Annotated in this window: 14 protein-coding genes; 9 read left to right on the top strand and 5 right to left on the bottom strand. The window is 63.4% G+C overall.

The window, feature by feature from the left end:
- Positions 1-184 precede the first annotated feature (184 nt).
- The 3 genes from AC1DSJ_RS07385 to AC1DSJ_RS07375 are packed head-to-tail and all read left to right on the top strand — an operon-like array spanning position 185 to position 2,744.
- The gene (locus AC1DSJ_RS07385) at positions 185-1,183 is read left to right on the top strand and encodes an aliphatic sulfonate ABC transporter substrate-binding protein (RefSeq protein ID WP_054426184.1); all 999 of its coding nucleotides are present in this window, start codon (positions 185-187) and stop codon (positions 1,181-1,183) included.
- Positions 1,184-1,197: 14 nt separating this feature from the next.
- Positions 1,198-1,968 (top strand): ABC transporter permease, encoded by a 771-nt coding sequence (locus tag AC1DSJ_RS07380; protein ID WP_054426186.1) that lies wholly within the window; start codon positions 1,198-1,200, stop codon positions 1,966-1,968.
- Positions 1,956-2,744: an ABC transporter ATP-binding protein gene (locus AC1DSJ_RS07375; protein WP_054426187.1), complete on the top strand. Its 789-nt coding sequence runs from the start codon at positions 1,956-1,958 to the stop codon at positions 2,742-2,744. Before AC1DSJ_RS07380 ends, AC1DSJ_RS07375 begins: the two co-directional genes overlap by 13 nt.
- 72 nt (positions 2,745-2,816) lie before the next feature.
- On the opposite strand, the gene AC1DSJ_RS07370 is transcribed toward AC1DSJ_RS07375, so the two are convergent.
- A complete protein-coding gene (locus AC1DSJ_RS07370; protein ID WP_441371203.1) occupies positions 2,817-3,761 on the bottom strand; it encodes a LysR substrate-binding domain-containing protein in 945 nt (314 codons plus the stop codon).
- Between the two features lie 93 nt (positions 3,762-3,854).
- Here AC1DSJ_RS07370 and cydC point away from each other — a divergent pair, with 93 nt between their 5' ends.
- Positions 3,855-7,730: a thiol reductant ABC exporter subunit CydC gene (gene cydC / locus AC1DSJ_RS07365; protein WP_441371202.1), complete on the top strand. Its 3,876-nt coding sequence runs from the start codon at positions 3,855-3,857 to the stop codon at positions 7,728-7,730.
- Here the strand turns inward: cydC and AC1DSJ_RS07360 are convergent.
- Entirely contained in the window at positions 7,702-10,305 is a 2,604-nt protein-coding gene (locus AC1DSJ_RS07360; RefSeq protein WP_441371201.1) for a penicillin G acylase, read from the bottom strand. The genes cydC and AC1DSJ_RS07360 overlap by 29 nt on opposite strands.
- 154 nt (positions 10,306-10,459) lie before the next feature.
- On the opposite strand from AC1DSJ_RS07360, the gene AC1DSJ_RS07355 reads away from it, so the two are divergent.
- Positions 10,460-11,407: a LysR family transcriptional regulator gene (locus AC1DSJ_RS07355; RefSeq protein WP_476760287.1), complete on the top strand. Its 948-nt coding sequence runs from the start codon at positions 10,460-10,462 to the stop codon at positions 11,405-11,407.
- On the opposite strand, the gene AC1DSJ_RS07350 is transcribed toward AC1DSJ_RS07355, so the two are convergent.
- Entirely contained in the window at positions 11,389-12,849 is a 1,461-nt protein-coding gene (locus AC1DSJ_RS07350) for a hypothetical protein (protein WP_346553059.1), read from the bottom strand. The genes AC1DSJ_RS07355 and AC1DSJ_RS07350 overlap by 19 nt on opposite strands.
- Before the next feature lie 275 nt (positions 12,850-13,124).
- On the opposite strand from AC1DSJ_RS07350, the gene blaOXA reads away from it, so the two are divergent.
- The 4 genes from blaOXA to AC1DSJ_RS07330 all read left to right on the top strand — a co-directional run bounded on the left by blaOXA (position 13,125) and on the right by AC1DSJ_RS07330 (position 16,849).
- A complete protein-coding gene (gene blaOXA / locus AC1DSJ_RS07345) occupies positions 13,125-14,015 on the top strand; it encodes a class D beta-lactamase (protein WP_441371199.1) in 891 nt (296 codons plus the stop codon).
- Between the two features lie 541 nt (positions 14,016-14,556).
- On the top strand, positions 14,557-15,486 hold the full coding sequence (locus tag AC1DSJ_RS07340) for a LysR family transcriptional regulator (protein WP_175169955.1): 930 nt from the start codon (positions 14,557-14,559) through the stop codon (positions 15,484-15,486).
- 124 nt (positions 15,487-15,610) lie between these two features.
- Complete coding sequence (locus AC1DSJ_RS07335) at positions 15,611-15,964, top strand: RidA family protein (protein ID WP_441371198.1); 354 nt, start codon at positions 15,611-15,613, stop codon at positions 15,962-15,964.
- A gap of 12 nt (positions 15,965-15,976) precedes the next feature.
- Positions 15,977-16,849, top strand: a complete 873-nt coding sequence (locus AC1DSJ_RS07330; protein ID WP_476760286.1) for a PhzF family phenazine biosynthesis protein — start codon at positions 15,977-15,979, stop codon at positions 16,847-16,849.
- A gap of 61 nt (positions 16,850-16,910) precedes the next feature.
- On the opposite strand, the gene AC1DSJ_RS07325 is transcribed toward AC1DSJ_RS07330, so the two are convergent.
- Together AC1DSJ_RS07325 and AC1DSJ_RS07320 are read right to left on the bottom strand one after the other, a co-directional pair.
- Positions 16,911-17,396, bottom strand: a complete 486-nt coding sequence (locus AC1DSJ_RS07325) for a DUF6644 family protein (protein ID WP_441371196.1) — start codon at positions 17,394-17,396, stop codon at positions 16,911-16,913.
- 18 nt (positions 17,397-17,414) lie between these two features.
- Positions 17,415-17,801 (bottom strand): DUF6152 family protein, encoded by a 387-nt coding sequence (locus AC1DSJ_RS07320; protein WP_054426198.1) that lies wholly within the window; start codon positions 17,799-17,801, stop codon positions 17,415-17,417.
- Between the last annotated feature and the right edge of the window lie 21 nt (positions 17,802-17,822).

Genomic DNA, 17,822 nt, shown 5'->3' with positions numbered 1-17,822 from the left:
AATAAAAGCCGTGATGAAACGCCGACGTTCCGCCCGCTTTGTTTAAGCAGAACAAATTTCGACCATCGCCAATCCTTATATTCATGCTGCGGCGCGATGCCCGGGTGAAAGTCTCGTCTGCCGCACCACAGAGTGCCGGCGACATGACATCTATCAGTCAATCTACTTTACGTAGGGGAAAAATATGAACATGAATCGCCGCGCCATGTTGGTGCGCACCGCAGCGTTGGCGGGCGCAAGCGCCCTGGGCTTTCCCATGATCGGCCGCGCCGCCAATGCGTCATACACGTACGGCGGCTCGGCCTGGCTGGGGCATTACTCGGCCTACATCGCCATGAAGACGGGGCTGTTCGCCAAGCAGGGCCTGGACATCAAGTGGCAGAGCTTCGCCACGTCGTCTGACCGCATGAGCGCCGTGATGGCCGGCAACATCGACCTGGCCGGCACGGGCGTAGTGTCGTCGCTGGCCTTGATGGCGGCGGGCGCGCGCCAGTTTCAGGTGATTGCCACGCCCAACAACTTCGGCCGCGCCGAAGGCGTGCTGGTGCGCGAAGACGTGAAATCGGTGGCTGACCTGAAGGGCAAGAAGATCGGCGTCACCTATGCCTCCAGCGCGCACGTGTTGTTGCTGGACGTGCTGCGTCAGGCGGGCATGAATCCCGACCGCGACGTGTCCATCATCAACCTGCCCGCGACCAACCTGCTGTCTGCCTACCAAGGCAAGCAGATCGACGCGGCGGTGGCCTGGACCCCGGCGTTCGACCGCATCAAGGCCGTGCCTGGCACGCACGTGCTGTTGGACGACACGGCGTTCTCGCTCTACAAGCAATACGGCATCACCCCCGGCCCCGATGTGCTGCTGACGCACACGAAGCTGGGCAAAGAGAACCCTGACGCCGTGAAGAAATTCCTGCACGCCGTGTTCCAGGCCAACACCATGCTGACCGAGCAGCCCGATGAGGCCGCAGGCGTGCTGCTGGAGCTGACGGGCTTGTCCAAGGAAGAACAGCTGGCCGTCATCAAGCAGACGCAGTGGTATTCGGCTGCGGACCAGCAAGCGCTGATGGTGGAGCCGGGCAAGTTCGTCACCGGCATGCAGCAACTGGCTGAAATGCTGGTGTCGCTCAAGCAGATCGACCGCGCACCCACCGTCAAGGACTGGGTCCAGGCCTCGTACCTGTAAGCGGGACACAAGCCATGTCCACGCGTTCGTCTTCAAGGGAAACACGGCTGATCTGGGTCAGCGTGTTTTCGCTTCTGAGCTTTTTGTTGCTGTGGGAAGGCCTGTGCCGCGCCGGCGCGGTCGACCCGATCTTCCTGCCCGCGCCGTCGCAGGTGCTGGCGCGCGCCATGTCGATGTCGGACCAGGGCACGCTGTTCTACAACGTGCTGGCCTCCACGCGCCGCGTGATGGTGGGCTTTCTGGCGGCCGTCATCGTGGCCATTCCGCTGGGCATTCTGTTGGGCACATCGAAGGTGGCGCGCGCCGTCTTCGACCCCATCATTTCGTTTCTGCGCCCGCTGCCCTCCATGAGCTGGATTCCGCTGTCGCTCTTGTGGTTCGGCATTACCGAAACGCAGAAGTACAGCATCGTGTTCATGGGGTCGTTCGTGCCAGCGCTGCTGTACGTGATGGAAGCGTCGCGCAGCATCGACCCGGTGCTGGTGCGGGCGGCGCGCAACCTGGGCGCCAACCGCTGGCAGGTCATGCGCGAAGTGCTGTTCCCCGGATGCCTGCCGCAGATTCTGTCGGGCATGAAGATCATTCTGGGCCTGTCATGGACGTGCGTGATTTCTGCCGAACTGGTCGCGTCCAAGGAAGGTCTGGGCTTCATGATCATGAACGGCAAGGAATTTTTCCAGACCGACACCGTGGTGCTGGGCATGGTCCTGATCAGTTTCACCGTCCTGGTAACTGACTTGTGTTTGCGGCTTCTTGAACGATGGGTGCTGGCATGGCAACGATGAACGACACGATGATCCAGCTGACCGATGTGTCCAAGGCCTATGGCGACGTGACCGTGCTGGACAAGGTGAACCTGGAGGTCAAGCGCGGTGAGTTCCTGGTGCTGTTGGGCGCGTCTGGCTGCGGCAAGTCCACCCTGCTGAACCTGATGGCGGGCTTCATCACGCCCAACACCGGCACCGTCGCCATCAACGGCAAGACCGTCACTGACGTAACCGCCGCCTGTGGCATGGTGTTTCAGCAGTACGCGCTGTTTCCGTGGCGCACGGTGCAAGAGAACGTGGAATTCGGCCTGAAGATGCGCGGCATGTCCAAGCAGGAACGCGCGCCGATTGCCCGCAAGTTCATCGAAATGGTCGGCTTAAAGCAGGCGGCGGACAAGTATCCGCATGCGCTGTCAGGCGGCATGAAGCAGCGTGTGTCGATTGCACGGGTGCTGGCCAATGACCCCGACGTGATGCTGTTCGACGAGCCCTTCGCCGCGCTGGACGCCATGACGCGTCAGGTGCTGCAAGACCAGTTGCTGTCGATCTACGAGCAAAGCGGCAAGACGATTGTCTTCATCACGCACTCCATCGACGAAGCCCTGACGCTGTCCACGCGCATGGCGGTGATGGGTTCCAAACCCGGGCGCATCGTGCAAGACATCCAGAACGACCTGCCGCATCCGCGCAGCGCTGATGTGCAGTTGTCACCGCGCTTTGTGGAATTGAAGCGGTCGATCTGGGAGCGCGTGCAGGAAGAAGTGACTCGCAGCATGGAACTGACCAGCGACTAAAACGCCCCCAGGAAAGCCGCCCACCGCGATCCGACGGGCTGGAGGTGGGGCGGTCGGGTGATCAGTCCCGCGTTACCACGCCCCTTTGCTGCGCCCCTCTTCCGCCAAAAACTCCACCAGCGCGGGCAACGACGCATCCATCGGCCGGTTGGCGTGGATGCGCATCACGTAGCCCCACGAACCCGGCATGCGCAGTTGCGGCATCAGCGGCACCAGCCGGCCGCTGGCCAGGTCTTCATCGATGAGCGGCGCGCGGCCCAGCGCAATGCCGACGCCCGCCGCAGCTGCCGCCACCACCGTGCTCAGGCCGCTCAGCACCATGGGCTCCTGCCAATCGGATTCGGCCAGGCCCAGCCGCGGGCTCCACGTGCGCCAATCGGTTTCGGGGCTGTCGATGTGCTTTTCTTCAAGCCAGCGATGGCGCAGGAAAACGCGAGGGTCATTGCGATCCGCCTCGGCAATCAGCGTGGGGCTGCACACGGGCACGACGGTTTCGGTCATCAACGCAATATCGCCGGGCTCGGCCAGATGCGGCCCGCGCGCGCGCACGTGCAAAAACGCCAGATCAATGTCCTGGCTTTTCCAGGCCGGGTCCTGGCTGGCGTGCAGGTAGACCTGAACGCCGATGTCGGGATGCAATTCAATGAAGCGGCCAATGCGCGGCGCCAGCCACAGCGCGGCCAGCGACGGGTTGGCGGACACGTTCAAGGTGTAGCGTCGGCGGCCTCGCGCCGAGGCGCGCACATTGCGGCACGCGGTATCCAACAGGGTCAAGGCCTGTTGTACGGACGCCAGCAGCTCGGTGCCCGCGGCGGTTGTCTCTGCGCGGCGTACTGTGCCGCCCCGCCGCAATAGCGGCACGCCCAGATCCGCTTCCAGCGCGCGCAGCTGATGGCTGACGGCGCTCTTGGTGACGTGCAATTCGGCAGCCGCGCGGCTCAGGCTGCCCAGGCGGGCGACGGCTTCAAAGGCGCGCAACGCTGCCAGCGGCGGCGTGTGGTTGGGCAGATCGGGCATCGGTTGAGTTTATCTCAACCCATGATTGAAAAACTATCTCTTTCGCGCGTGCGGCGGATCAGTGACCATGCAGGCTCTGGATGGAGCATTGATATGTATTTCGACTCTCGATTGTGGCGGTTAACCGCGGGCTTGCGCGCCGGCATGGCGGGCGGCATCTTCCTGGGCCTGCTGGCGCTGGCGGCTGGCATTGCCCGCTATGTCTTCCTGGGCCAGCTGCTGGCCCGCGTGTTCAACGGCGCGCCGTGGCAAGACTGGATCACCCCCGCGCTGTGCGTGGGCGCAATGGTGCTGCTGCGCGCGGGCTTTGACCACTGGCGCACCGTGCAGGCGAATCACACCTCGGCCCAGATTCAGCAGACGCTGCGCGGCAAGCTGTATGACCGCATCGTCACACTTGGCCCCGCCTGGTTTGCCAACCAGCGCACGGGCGGCGTCATGCTGACGGTGGTGGACGGGGTCGAGCAGCTGCAAACGTTCTTCGGCCAGTATTTGCCGCAGGTCGCCATTGCGGCCGCCGCGCCCTTCGCCATCTTTGCGGTGATCGCCTTCTGGGACGTGCCCACTGCGCTCGTGTTCCTCGCGGCGGCGCTGTTCGCCTTGTTCGGCCCGATGGCGGTACACATGCTGGACCGCCGCGCCAGCCAGGCGCGCACGCGCTCGCTGAACGCCTTCGGCGAAGACTTTCTGGACGCCGTGCAAGGCTTGCCCACGTTGAAGTCGTACGGCCAGGGCAAGGCCTGGGGCCAGCGTCTGGCCGCCAAAGCTCGCAGCCTGTCGGACAACACGTTCTGGGTGCTGTCGGTCAGCCTGCTGACGCGCGGCATCAGCGACCTGGGCGTGGCGCTGGGCGCCGCGCTGGCGCTGACCTTGGGCGCGTGGCGCGTGGCGGCGGGCGACATGAGCGTTGAAGCGCTGCTGATCGTGCTGATGGCCGGCACCGAAATCTTCCGTCCGCTGCGCGACCTGCGCTCGGTGTTGCACCGAGGCATGCTGGGCCAATCGGCGGCTGTCAGCATTCACGCCCTGATGGACGCGCAGCCGTTGACGCCGGCGCCTGACGCAGGCGCCAATGCGGCCAAGCCGGCTGCACCGGCGACTTCCGTTGCTACCGTTGCTTCGGCGGCTTCGGCTGCTTCGGCTGGTTCGGCTGCTTCGGTTGCTTCGGCTACTTCGGCTACTTCCGCTACTTCGGCTACTTCGGCTACTTCGGCTGCTTCGGCTGCTTCGGCTGCTTCCGCTGCTTCGGCTGCTTCCTCCATTCCCGCTACGACTGCCCGGCTGGCGCCGACCATCGAATTCGACAACGTCGCGTTCTCCTACACGCCCGAACGCCGCGCCCATCAGGGGCTGGCGTTCAGCATTGCAGCGGGCGAACGCGTCGGGGTCGTCGGGCCTAGCGGCGCGGGCAAGTCCACCATCGTGCGTCTGCTGCTGCGGGAATGCGTGCCGCAGGCGGGCGTGATCCGCGTGGGCGGACACGATGTGAATACGCTGGACACGCAAACACTGCTGTCGCAGATGGCGCTGGTCAGCCAGGACATCACGCTGTTTCACGGCACCATAGACGACAACCTGCGTCTGGGCCGACCCGACGCCACGCACGAGCAGGTGCGCGCCGCTGCGCGCGCGGCCAATATCGACGACTTCATCATGGCGCTGCCCGACGGCTACGCGACCCGCATCGGCGAGCGCGGCCTGCAACTATCGGGCGGCCAGCGCCAACGCGTGGCGATTGCGCGAGCGCTGCTGCGCGACGCGCCGATCCTGATCCTGGACGAAGCGCTGTCATCCGTCGATACGGAAAACGAAGCCCTCATTCAACAGGCACTGGACCGGCTGATGTCCGGACGCACGACGCTGATCCTGGCGCACCGGCTGGCCAGCGTGATCGGCGCGGACCGCAGCCTGGTGCTGGACCAGGGCCGGGTGGTGGAAGCGGGCCCGCATGCAGAATTGATGCAGCAACGCGGGTTGTACTACCGCCTGATGCACGAGCAGGCGGAGGCGCATGAGAACCCCTCGGCGGGCCTGCCCTTGGTGGCAGAGGCCGGGTCGATATCGGGGCCGACAGACGGGCCAGTAACCAAGTCCGCCCCGCACGCGGCCAACGCTGCGCCCGACATCGCCCGGACCGCTGACTCGCCCCCCGCCGCAGACCCCGACACCAAGCAAGGCCCGGTGCTGCGCTCACTGGATGCCGACGCTGAACAGGTCGGCTGGCGCGCGACCTTGGGCACCCTGCTGTCGGTGGTGCGCCCGTGGCGCGGCACGCTCATCGCCACCATCTTGCTGGGCGTGGCGCGCGTGGCGGCCTTCATCGGCGTGGGCGTTTTCAGCGCGCTGATCGTAGCGGCCATACGCGATGGCCGTGACATTTCCAGCCTGGTGGTTGGCCTGCTGATCGCCGCGCCGTTGGCCGCCCTGTTCCACTGGCTGGAGTCGTGGCTGGCGCATGCGATGGCGTATCAATTGCTGGCCGACATGCGGGTCAAGCTCTACGACAAGCTGGAACGCCTGGCGCCCGCCTACCTGCTGCAACGACGTTCGGGCGACCTGGTGGCGTTGGCCACGCAAGACATCGAGATGGTCGAATACTTCTACGCGCACACCATCGCGCCGGCCATCGTGTCGGTGCTGGTGCCGCTGTCGGTGCTGGGCTTCCTGGGCGTGTACAGCTGGCCCGTGGCGCTGGCGCTGCTGCCCTTCCTGGCCTATGCGCTGGTGTCGCCCGTGCGGGGCCGCCGTCACGTTGACGCCTTGGGCGACAAGGCCCGGCAGGCGCTGGGCGAAATGAGCGCGCACACCACCGACACCATCCAGGGGCTGGCCGATCTGACCGCGTTCCAGGCCACCGGCCGCCGCCGCGACCAGTTCCTGAAAGTGGCCGATCAGTACCGCGTGCGCCGCCTGGACATCCTGCGTGATCTCTCCAAGCAAACGGCCTGGTTCGAAATCGCGATGGGCTTGGGCGGCTTGGCGGTGGCCGTCGTCGGCGCGTTGCAGGTGGCGGCTGGCACGTTGTCGGCCAGCATGCTGCCGTTGCTGGTGCTGATTGCACTGGCCACCTTCCTGCCGGTGTCCGAAATTTCGCAGGTCAGCCGTCAACTGGCCGACACCATTGCCGCCACGCGCCGCCTGCATGTGGTGGCCAACGAACCGGAACCCGTTACCGACGGCCCGCTGGCGCCGCCTGTCGCCACGCATGGGTTGTCATTGGCGTTCGACCACGTCAGCTTCGCCTACCCGGGCAAGCAGGAAGACACCTTGAAGGACCTGAGCTTCAAGGCCCCGGCCGGCGCTACCGTGGCGGTAGTGGGTGCGTCAGGGGCGGGCAAGAGCACCGTCGCCAGCCTGCTGCTGCGCTTCTGGGACCCGCGCCAGGGCGTGGTGAAACTGGATGGCGTGGACGTGCGCCAGTTGCAGCTGGATGGCTTGCGCGAACGGGTGGCGCTGGTCACGCAAGACACCTACCTGTTCAACGACACGCTGGAAGGCAACATCCGGCTGGCCCGCCCCGAGGCCTCGCCCGACGAGCTGGCGCGCGCCCTGGAGCAAGCCGCCTTGACGGACTTCGTGCGCACCCTGCCCGAGGGCCTGGCGACCAAGGTGGGCGAACGCGGCATGCAGTTGTCGGGCGGCCAGCGTCAGCGTATCTCGATTGCGCGCGCCTTTCTGAAGAACGCGCCCGTGCTGATTCTGGACGAGGCAACCTCGCATCTGGACACCTTGTCCGAGATGCAAGTGCGCGGCGCGCTGGACACGCTGATGCGCCATCGGACCACCTTGGTGATCGCGCACCGGCTGTCCACCATCCGCGACGCCGACCTGATCCTGGTGCTGGAACGCGGCACGCTGGCGGAGGCCGGCACGCACGACCAATTGCTGCGAAAGCAAGGGGCCTATGCGCGCCTGGCCAGCCACCAGGGCGGCTACGCGGTCAGTAGCGCAACGTCTCAACCGACGTAGCGTTGGCGCGCACCTCTGCATCCGTGAACCAGACCCGCTTGTTGCCAAAGCGGTTGTAAAGATCGAACTGGTCACGGGTGTGGACGGAAGGCGTGCCGTCCGGGGCGACGAAGCCGCTCTGCCCCGGCGCCACCACATCCACCGCGTGCACGCCCTTGGCATCGAACACCGTCATGTTGTTTTCGGTGCCCCGGTTCTGCGTGGCCGAGTAGCTGAGCACCGCCTTGTCGTCCGCCTGCGGCACGCCCAGGAAGTTCTTGGGCGCAAACACCATCGGCGGCGCGGGGATGCGCCATGCAGCGGGGTCCTGGCCATACGTCTTCTGCAACGTGGCCAGGGCTTCGTCCAAGGCGGCCAGCGTAACGGCTTCGGGGCGCTTGCCGTTGAAGAAGTCGTATTGCTGCGGCACCCCCGAATTCTGGCCGGCCAGCGCGTTGAATAACACTTTCACCCCCACCGTCAGGTTGACCGAGCCCGTGGCGGGCGCCGCGGGCGTGGGATAGCCGGTGGCGCTGTACCACTTGAAGAAGTCGGCGGGCATCTCGTCGGCAAGCGTGGCCTTCAGCATGGCGCGCAGCCAGGCATCCATCACGGCAGAACCGGCGTTGTCATAGAAGCCCGGCTGTTTGTCGCTGGTGCCCATGCCATCCCAGGACGCCAGACCCGCCACCAGGCGCGCACGCGCGTCATCAGCGGGCAGCCCCGCCACGGCGCGTTGCAGGAACGGCAGGAAGTGGCGACGGTTGACGTCGGCGTAGCTGGTGGTGCGGATCAAGTCCCACATCTGCTGCGGGCTGACCTTGCCGCCGTTGGCCGTCATGGCCTTCATGCGGGTTTCGATTTCGGCGTAGCGGTCAGCTTGCCCCCAGACGATGGCGAACAGGTCGGTGGACGGGTAGCCGCGCATCGGCTGGTTGTTCCAGTTGGCGATGAAGCCCTGGCGCGGGTTGTACACCTGCGGGTTGGTGGCAAACGGCAGCATGCCGTCCCAATCCATCTCGCCGGTGCCGGGTACGGGCAGGCGCGGGTCGTGGCCGGCACGGCGCTTGGGGTAGAAGCCCGTGTGCGCATAGCCGATGTTGCCGCGGTCGTCTGCGTAGTACCAGTTGATGGTGAGCGCGTGGCGCGCGGCCTGCTGCTTCCATTGGTCCCAATTTTTCGACTGCGTCTTGTGCGTCCAGGCCATCAGCGATTGCAGCTCATAGCCTTCCCACGCGCGCGCCTTCGCGTAGGCCACGTGCTGCTTGTCGTCGAACTTGGTGACGATGCCGTGCACCGTGCGGTAGACGTCCATCAGCACGGGCTCGCCGCCCTTCACCGCGATCAGCTCGGTGCGCTTTTCCATCGTCTTCCATTCACCATTGTGGAAGTAGCGGGTGTGGTCGGCAGGGTCGAGCTTTTCGGCGTAGATGTCGACGTCGTCGCCAAAGCCCGCGGTAGAACCCCAGGTGACGTGCGCGTTGTGGCCGAACAAAATGCTGGGATAGGCGAACGGCGTGTTGCCCACCACGTCAAACCCCGCGCCGTGCAGGCCGATGCCGTAGGTGTAGGCCGGGTTCCACCAGCCGAACTGCGGGCCGTTCAACAGAATCGACCGCGCGTCCTTGGCGTGGTCGCGCCCGACGATCCACATATTGCTGGTGGTGGGAAAACCGGCAATGCCGGGCTGGCCCGATTCCGCAAACTGCGCCAACAGGCGCGCGGGCGCGTCGGCCGTGGCAGCGTCCAGCACGCCACGCGTTTGCGGGTCTCGGGCGATACGTTCCAGCATGGGCGGCGTGCCGTCGTATCGCGGCAAAGCGTAAGACAGCGTGGCCTGCGCTTTCGCCGCGTTCGGCTGATACACCCCCTCTTCTTCCGGCACCGTCGTCGGTGCGCGGCTGTCGGTCATCCAGCGCAGTTGATTGAAGATCTGCATGGCGCGCGCGTCGCCGTGCTTGTCTTTCAGCGCGGTCAGCAGCGCCAGGTTATCGATCTCGCTGTTGGCGTCCGAAAAGCGGTTGGCCATCGTGCCGACGAAAACCATCGCTACGTCGTAAGGCGTCCAGTCTGACGGCTGAAACTGCAAGTCATTGAATTCTTTGGGCATCAGGCTGCCCGGCTTGGCGCGCACCTGCGCAATCCAGGCGTTCATGCCCGCGGCGTAGCCGTCCAGAATCTGGCGTTCGGATGCGGGCAGCGCGGCCAACTGGCGCTGGATGCGTTCGGGCGAAAAATTGCCGCGTATCGATTTGTCGAAGGCCACCATTTTTTCACCCAGCACCTCGGCGACACGGCCCTGCGTGCTGCGGCGCGCCATCTCCATCTGGAACAGGCGGTCTTGCGCCACGGCGTAACCGTAGCCATAGAAGATGCCGTAGACGGTGTTGGCGTACACATGCGGCATGCCGTAGTCATCGCGGCGGATCGTGACCTGCCCGCCGGCCGGGCGCGTGGCGCGGGTTTCTGCGGGGGCCTCGGCGGGGGAAGATGTTGTGGAAGGGGTAGCCGAAGGGGTGGCCGGCGTTTGCGCGTGGGCGGCGAACGCGCCCGTGCAGGCCGCCAGGATGGCGGCCATCAACAAGTGCTGCTTCATGAATCTGTCTCCGAATTTCTTGAAACCGCGTCACGGTGCGAGTCACCCGGCGCGGGGTGCGGCGTCTCTGGCGGACACCGTCTGCGGGCCATCATACGGAGCCGCAAACTATAATTCCAATGCATTTATTTCATAGCATTGATGCTTTTCCGACATGGACTTTCAGAAACGTAAACACCTGCTCGCCGTTGTGGAACACGGCACGTTCTCGCGCGCGGCAGAAAAAGTGAACCTGTCGCAACCCGCGCTCAGCCGCAGCATCCAGGCGCTGGAAGCCGAATTGGGCTTGCCGCTCTTGGACCGCGGCACGCGCCAAGTGCGCCTGACGCCCTACGGCGCTTGCGTCGCGGAACGTGCGCGCCGCATGCGATTCGAAGAGGCCGAGCTGCAACGTGAGCTCAAAACCTTGCACAGCGGCGAGTCGGGCACGCTGAATATAGGACTAAGTCCCACGCCGGCCTCCTTGTTGCTCTCCCCATTCCTCACGCACATGGCCGCCAACCACCCACACGTGCGCGTAGGCGTCGAACTCGGCGCCACCGCCACGTTGCTGGACATGCTGCGCGCCGAACGCATCGACGCCATGGTGTGCGACGCGCGCATGCTGTACGACGCCGCCGATATCGACACGCGTCCGCTGGCGCCCTTGCGCGCGGGCATGGTGTGCCGCAAAGGGCATCCGATTCTGGCGCACAAGCGCGTGGGCATTGATCAGATCCGGCAGTACCCGGTGGCCTCCAGCACGCTCAGCCCCGAGGTGTCATTGCGGCTGGCCGAAACGCTGGGGCCGGGCGGCGCGCCCGAAACCATGGTGACCACGCGCTGCGAAAATCTGGACGCGCTGGTAAGCCTTGCCCTGCACACCGACACGCTACTGCTGGGCGTGAYCTGCGTGACGCGGCGCGAGCAGGCCGCGGGCCATCTGGTGGAAGTGCCCATTGCGCCCGACCGGCAACGCCAAGGCCACTACGTGCTGGCGCGCTTGGCCGGGCGCACGCCGCTGACGGCACAAGACGCGTTGTATACGTTCACGCAAACGTGCTGGTCGGAATTCGCGTCGGGGCAGTCCGGCGGCGTTGTCATTCAGCCTCCGTCAGCCTGATTGCCTTGCCGTGGGAGCCTTGTCGAATCGGCGTCGCGTGAGGCCGCAGCATCCTTTGCGGCTATCTGGAGCGGCTCAGGTAAGGCTTTGATGCTTTCCCTGAAAAAGCGTCGTTGCCCCGAACCCAAACCTTGCACGACGTGTGCAAACCGCTCCACCGCAGCGAAAACTTGGTGGCTCAGCCCCTCGCTATGGGTGCGATACCAAACGAATTCAAGCAGCAAGTTAGCCACTTGATGAGCCCCGTAGAAAACTCGGCCTGCGTCATTTTCCTCAAGCGTGAAGGCCGCGACATTCGACCAGTCTTCGTAGCCCTTGGCACGCGAAAAGGCGGCTTGGAACGGCTTGACTGCCTCTAACATTTTGCCCAAAGGAAGGGGCGACTGCGCTTGAAAGCGCTTCAAGTCTCCGCTTCTGTCATCACAGCTGCCACGAGCGATGCGGAGTACGAACACGGTATTCCAGGCAGAACTGCCGCCGACGCCAAAGCGGTCGCATATCCATTCCGATAGCCCCAGCCAGCGTAGCGATAATCCTTGCACCGTATGAACGTCCTGGTCGTTGAGTACAGCAAGCAGCCGCTGTTGCCAAAATAACCACAACGTCCATCCAATGTTTGCCGCCACATCCTGAGCGGCCTCGACAGAGTCCGCCTCGTAAGCGGCCTGCAGTGCTTCTGACAAGGCGCAAATCGCCTTCTCCGCCTCATTCATTCTCAAGACTCGATCAGCACTCTTGTCCTCGAGAGCGCTGCCTTTGTGCAGCAAGGCACGCAAATTCAGGTATTCGAAGCGCACGCGGGGGTTGTAGCGAATGACAGGCGCCAGAAACTGGTCCGCCACTAGACGGTCCAGTCCGGCATGCGATTGCCTGATATCTCCGCGCGCATAGCTATTCCAGGCCGAGGCGACCGACGCCATTGCCGACAAGGTCGGCATGGAAGGGCCGACGCCTTCTGACTGGAGAATACGCCCCAGCCTGTTTAACGCGGCCTCGCTGCGCCTTACGTTACCGTGACGACGCCATGCAAGACTCTCTTTGAGTATGGCCAACGCTCGCTGAAAGTCGTCCAGTGCCGTTCGGTCAGCGGCCCGATAACTCGCAGCCCAACTCATACCCGTCGTCGCCATGCCATCTCGCGCGAGCCGCATGGCCTGGGTCAGGTGATTCCAGTAGTCCCCATCCTGGGTCACGTATTGCAGAAGGTCTGCGCGCGGGGATACATGCCCCCTCAGGCCAAGAAAGTTCGCTAAGAAGTCCAGGCTTGCGGGCTCCGAGCCGTGGCGGCACATCACCCTATCTGCCTGCGCTTGCGTCATCCAGAATGGTCCCTGGCTGCGGCGTGATGCATTGAGCAGCGCAGGGGGCAGGTCAATGGCATTTCCCCACCCCACCTCCACCCCCCACGTTGCGAAATCACGAAACGCGCGGGAAACAAGCATGCGAAGGTTGGAGTTCCCCGGGTATCGGGCCTGCAATGACGACCCGGGCACTGACACCTCACCTGTTTGCTGCGCGTACCAGACTCTTAGCAGCAGCCAAACCGACTGATACCGCGCAGGCATGCCGTCCACAAGAAGTGGACGGCCTAAATCGATTTGGATTTTCCGAGTCATTCCGCCATGTTACAGAGGTTACGGCAACTTGATTGGCGCTCTTGAGACACACGCATATTCTGGCGCCCGCATGCATCCCGCATGACAATCAAGGAGACAACATGAAGTCGAAATTTCGTCGGTTTGCCAAAGCAGCCTTGCCGCTGCTAATGACATTGCTCGGATCGGCAGCTGCTCAGGCCGAACTGCCCGTGGTCGATATAGGTGCGAGATTTCATGAGCAGCAAGTAGAGGGCACGTTCGTCCTTCTTGACGGACAGACCGGAGAGTTTCGGCGCTATGACGAGGTCAGGGCCGCTCAACGGTATCTGCCAGCGTCCACCTACAAAATTCCCAATTCGCTCATTGCATTGGAAACAGGTGAAGCGAAAAGCAAGGACTTCGTAATCGAGTGGGACAGTAAACGCGCGCCTCGCCAGCCATGGTGGCCGGCGGCATGGGCGCAAAACCATACGCTTGAATCGGCGCTACAAAACTCCGCAGTCTGGTACTACCAGGAAATCGCCAGGCGCATTGGCGCGGAACGTATGCAGGCTTATGTCGACCGTTTTGACTACGGCAACCGGAACATTTCTGGAGGCATAGATCAATTTTGGCTAATCGGTTCGCTCAGAATTTCCGCGAACGAGCAGGTGGAATTCTTGCGGCGGTTCTATGTCAATCAATTCGGCTTGGCCGAGCGGACGGTGCAGATGACCAAAGACATGCTCGTCCTGGAACAGACACCTGACTACCGTCTGAGTGGCAAGACGGGATGGGCCGGGCTTGGTGAACCAGGCGCGCCGCAAACGGGCTGGCTTGTAGGCTATCTGGAACGGCAGGGAGAGGTTTTCTATTTCGCGCTCAACATTGACGTTAAGAAAAGCCAGGATGCCGCTGCGCGCATGAAAATCGTGCGCGCTGTATTCGGCGACCTGGGCTTGCTGTCCACCGCCCCTCCCGATTTAACGTCGCAGGGCGCGCAATCTGCGATTTCTGGCGCCTCCAGATAGCGCCAGCATCGGAGTCGGCTCGACATTTCCACACGAGGCGTTGGCCTAACGGTCTTCGGGCCGGAAGCGGACGTCCTCGAGCGTCCTCACAGCCAGAAGCGGTCGTAGCTCATCCGCGACCCGCACGTATCAGAAGGGAAGAGCCGACCAGGCACGTGTGCTATGTCCGCGATAATCAAGACGAGTCCAACCGTTCAGAACGCCAACGCCAGCCCCTACGGGCTGTCGGGCGTGCTCCGCCTATCGCGGTTCGACGAGCTTAATTCTGGGCTGCGGCGATAAAATGGAGCCTCCAACTGGCGCCGCATGCGACACTTATCCAAGTCGGCTCCGCCTCTATTGGAACCAGGCCGTTCACACTGGGCAATGTCATTCAAACCCGGGCTGCGCCGCCACATCTGAGCATATGCCTGCTTGGTGCATGTCGGCACGCTGAACGCTGTCGGGGAGCATCGAAGCATCGCCGCGCTCACACGGCCGCTAGATGCGGGACCTCGCCCCGTTCCCGTTTTACCTGCCCTACAAATTTGTAGCTTTTAGAATGACCGAATTGGAAAGTCGCCACATCGACGAAATCGCGGCCTTGCTGGCGGTGGCCGCGGAACGTTCCTTCGCATCCGCAGGTCGATCACTGGGTCGGCATCCGACCATTATCTCCAAGCGAATCGCTTCGTTGGAAGTTCGCCTTGGCGTAAGGTTGGTGGAACGCTCCACCAGGCAAGTGCAGTTAACCGAGGCTGGGAAAAGGCTTGCCGACAAGCTCAAGGTTGCCATGGACCTGCTGAACGAAGCGCAGTTAGATGCGGCCGAACAAGCCAGCGAATTGCACGGCACCCTGAAAGTCGCTTTACCCGCGACGATGGGGCGTCAGTGGTTGGCGCCTCGCCTGCCCTCTTTCATGAACCAGCACCCGAAGCTTGTGCTTGACGCCCAATACAGCGACGCCGTCATCGACTTGATCGAGGGCGGCTTCGATGCGGCAATTCGGATCGGGCATTTGCCCGACAGCCAACTCGTCGCCAGAAAGCTGGCAAGCCATGAACGCATTCTTGCCGCCTCGCCTGAATTCATTGAGCGCCATGGCATGCCGAATCAGCCCTCCGATCTGCAAAAGCAAAACTGCCTCGGCAACCCCAGCCTGAACTCGTTTCCGATGTGGCGGCTTTCGGATGGACAGCGGGTAGAAACGGTGCGTGCCAACGGCACATTGCGCACCAACGACCCGATCGCGCTGCTTGAGGCCGCCCGGGCGGGCGTTGGGGTGATAGGCGCCGGAGAGTGGCTGGTGGCCCGTGACTTGGCGGCAGGTTCTTTGGTGCGAGTGCTTCCGGCATGGACGTTCGACAGGGAGGGAGGCATCTATCTGGTCCGTCCCTCGCGCCGCTATGCGCCAGCCAGGACCGAAGCGTTTGCCGAATGGATCACGGACCTTTTTCGCCATCTCCCCTGGTCCGGCGGCGCGCCAACGTAGTAACGCCGTTTTCCATCGCTGCATTCAGTGCAGCAATGACCTGCAATCAGCGGCTATGGCGGCGAGCGGGTCATTCGCGTGAAAATTTCTTTATTCACACCACACCAAGATAAAGGAAGACTTCATGCCTCACCTCTCAACCGCGCTGCGCACCGGTTCCCTGCTGTTTCTGTCCGGCCAATTGGCATTCGATGACAAAGGCGAGATTCACGGAGACGTGGCTGCCCAAACGTCCCAGATCCTGGCGCACCATGCCGACGTTCTCGCCAAACATGGGCTAGGGCTTGAAGACGTGGTGAAAGCAAACGCCTGGGTGACAGAAAAAGCGGACTTCGCCGCGTTCGACCAAGCCTTCGGCAAGTCATTTGGGCAGCACCGGCCGACCCGTTCGACGGTCGTATCCCAACTGGCGATCAATGGCGCAAAAGTCGAAATCGACCTGATTGCTTCCTTCGAACCCATACACGCTCAGGCCTGACGCCGTCAGCGCATGGCGCGAGGGTGGCGTGTGACACAAAGGATAAAAATGGACGTTGAGCACATCGCGGCATTCTCGGCCGCGTCCTCCGGCGGCAATCCCGCAGGCGTGGTCATTGGCGAATCGCTGCCCGCAGCGGACGAAATGCAACGTATCGCCCGGCAGGTCGGCTATTCGGAAACCGTCTTCGCCGCGCCGCAGGAAGACGGCTGGCGGGTGCGCTACTTTTCACCGCTTGTCGAGGTGGATTTTTGTGGCCATGCCACGATCGCACTTGGCGCGGCGTTGGCGAAGCGGCAGGGTTCGGGCACCTTCAGGCTTCAACTGAATCGGGCGACGATCACCGTTGATGGGCGCTACTCGAAGGCGGACTGGAGCGCGTCGTTTCGGTCGCCTGCCACCAAAAGTTGCGCCGTGCGGTCGGCGCTGCTTGAAGAAACCCTGCAGCTCTTCGCGCTGCGGGAAGAGGATCTTGACCGTCGGATACCGCCTGCGCTAGCGCATGCAGGGGCGGACCATTTGGTTCTGGCTTTGCAATCCCGCGACGCGCTACGCCAGATGGACTACGACATCGTCAAAGGCCAGGCCTTGGCCCAGCGTGAAAGCCTGACGACCTTTTGCCTGATCCATGCGGAACAGGACCAACATTTTCATGTGCGCAATCCGTTCCCATTGGGCGGGGTGTTCGAAGACCCGGCCACCGGCGCCGCCGCCGCCGCGCTGGGCGGCTATTTGCGCGATATGGGCTGGCCTCATGAGGGCAGCATCCGGATCGATCAAGGCGATGACATGGGTGTCCCCTGCCGCATTCGCGTCGACATCGGCCCGCAACGCGGCGAAGGCATCCAGGTTTCTGGCAATGCTCGGCTGATGACGCCACCTTGAATGCGGTGGCCAGCGTCGCAGACGCCTACCTGATCAAATTGATGTCTTGACGAAAGGCGGGCTACAGGAACCCGATCCATCTGCCCGCTACCAGGCAGCCGGTCCATAGCAGCAGCGAGACGGCGGCCTGGCAGCGCAGCGCGCTGGAGGGGCGGCCTCCCTGTAATACTTGCCCCCATGCCCCGCCCCGGCGCACGAGCCAGGCGTTGATTGCGCCCGCACCCAACAAGCTCATCTTCACGACAAATGCCGGGTTCTGCAGGTATTCCTGTGCCCGCACGGTGAACAGTATGGCGCCGGTCAGTATGGCCAGCGCAAGGCCAACCGCGGCCGTGCGCGCGAGCACAGGCGCCAGGAGCGCCAAGGAAGTGGGCTTGAGGACGCCGAGCAGCCGCAGGTCCAGCGGAACGATCGAACCGATCAACAGGCCGATGGCGCCGATATGGGCGGCGTTGACCAGAAGATAGAGGGTTCCGGACCGTCGCAGCCACAGCGCTGGCGGCAGGGCCGTAAGCTGTTCCAGGGCAAGCCGAAGCAGTTCGGGCATGGATAAAGACTATGGAATTCAGGGTTTCTTGATGCGGCTGGGATAGATGTCGTAGGTCTTGCCGCCCACCATGATCTGGACAGCCTTCATGCGCTTGTTGCCGGCGTCCTGGTCGCGGTTGCCAATGGCGGTGATGGCATCGCCCGGTTTGGCGGAATCCTCGACGAATCCCGCTTCCTTCGTCTGGGTGGGATTGCCCAGTTCGACCACCCAGACACCGTCATCGGCTCGCACCCTCAACGTCGGATGGGGAGGCGCGACCTGCACCTGCTCGACCGTGCCTTTCAAGGTCATCTGTTCGGATTCTGCCCATGACCAACCGTGATGCGCCATGGCCGCGGGGGCCACTGCCAACAACGCGGATAGCGCCAGCCCTGTCAACAACGCGCGTTTGGATAGCTTCATGTCGATGCTCCTAGGTTGCGG

This window comes from Achromobacter sp. 01N37 (genome assembly GCF_056399725.1).
Note: the sequence above shows the minus strand (reverse complement) of the source record. Positions and strands in the feature narration are given on the sequence as shown.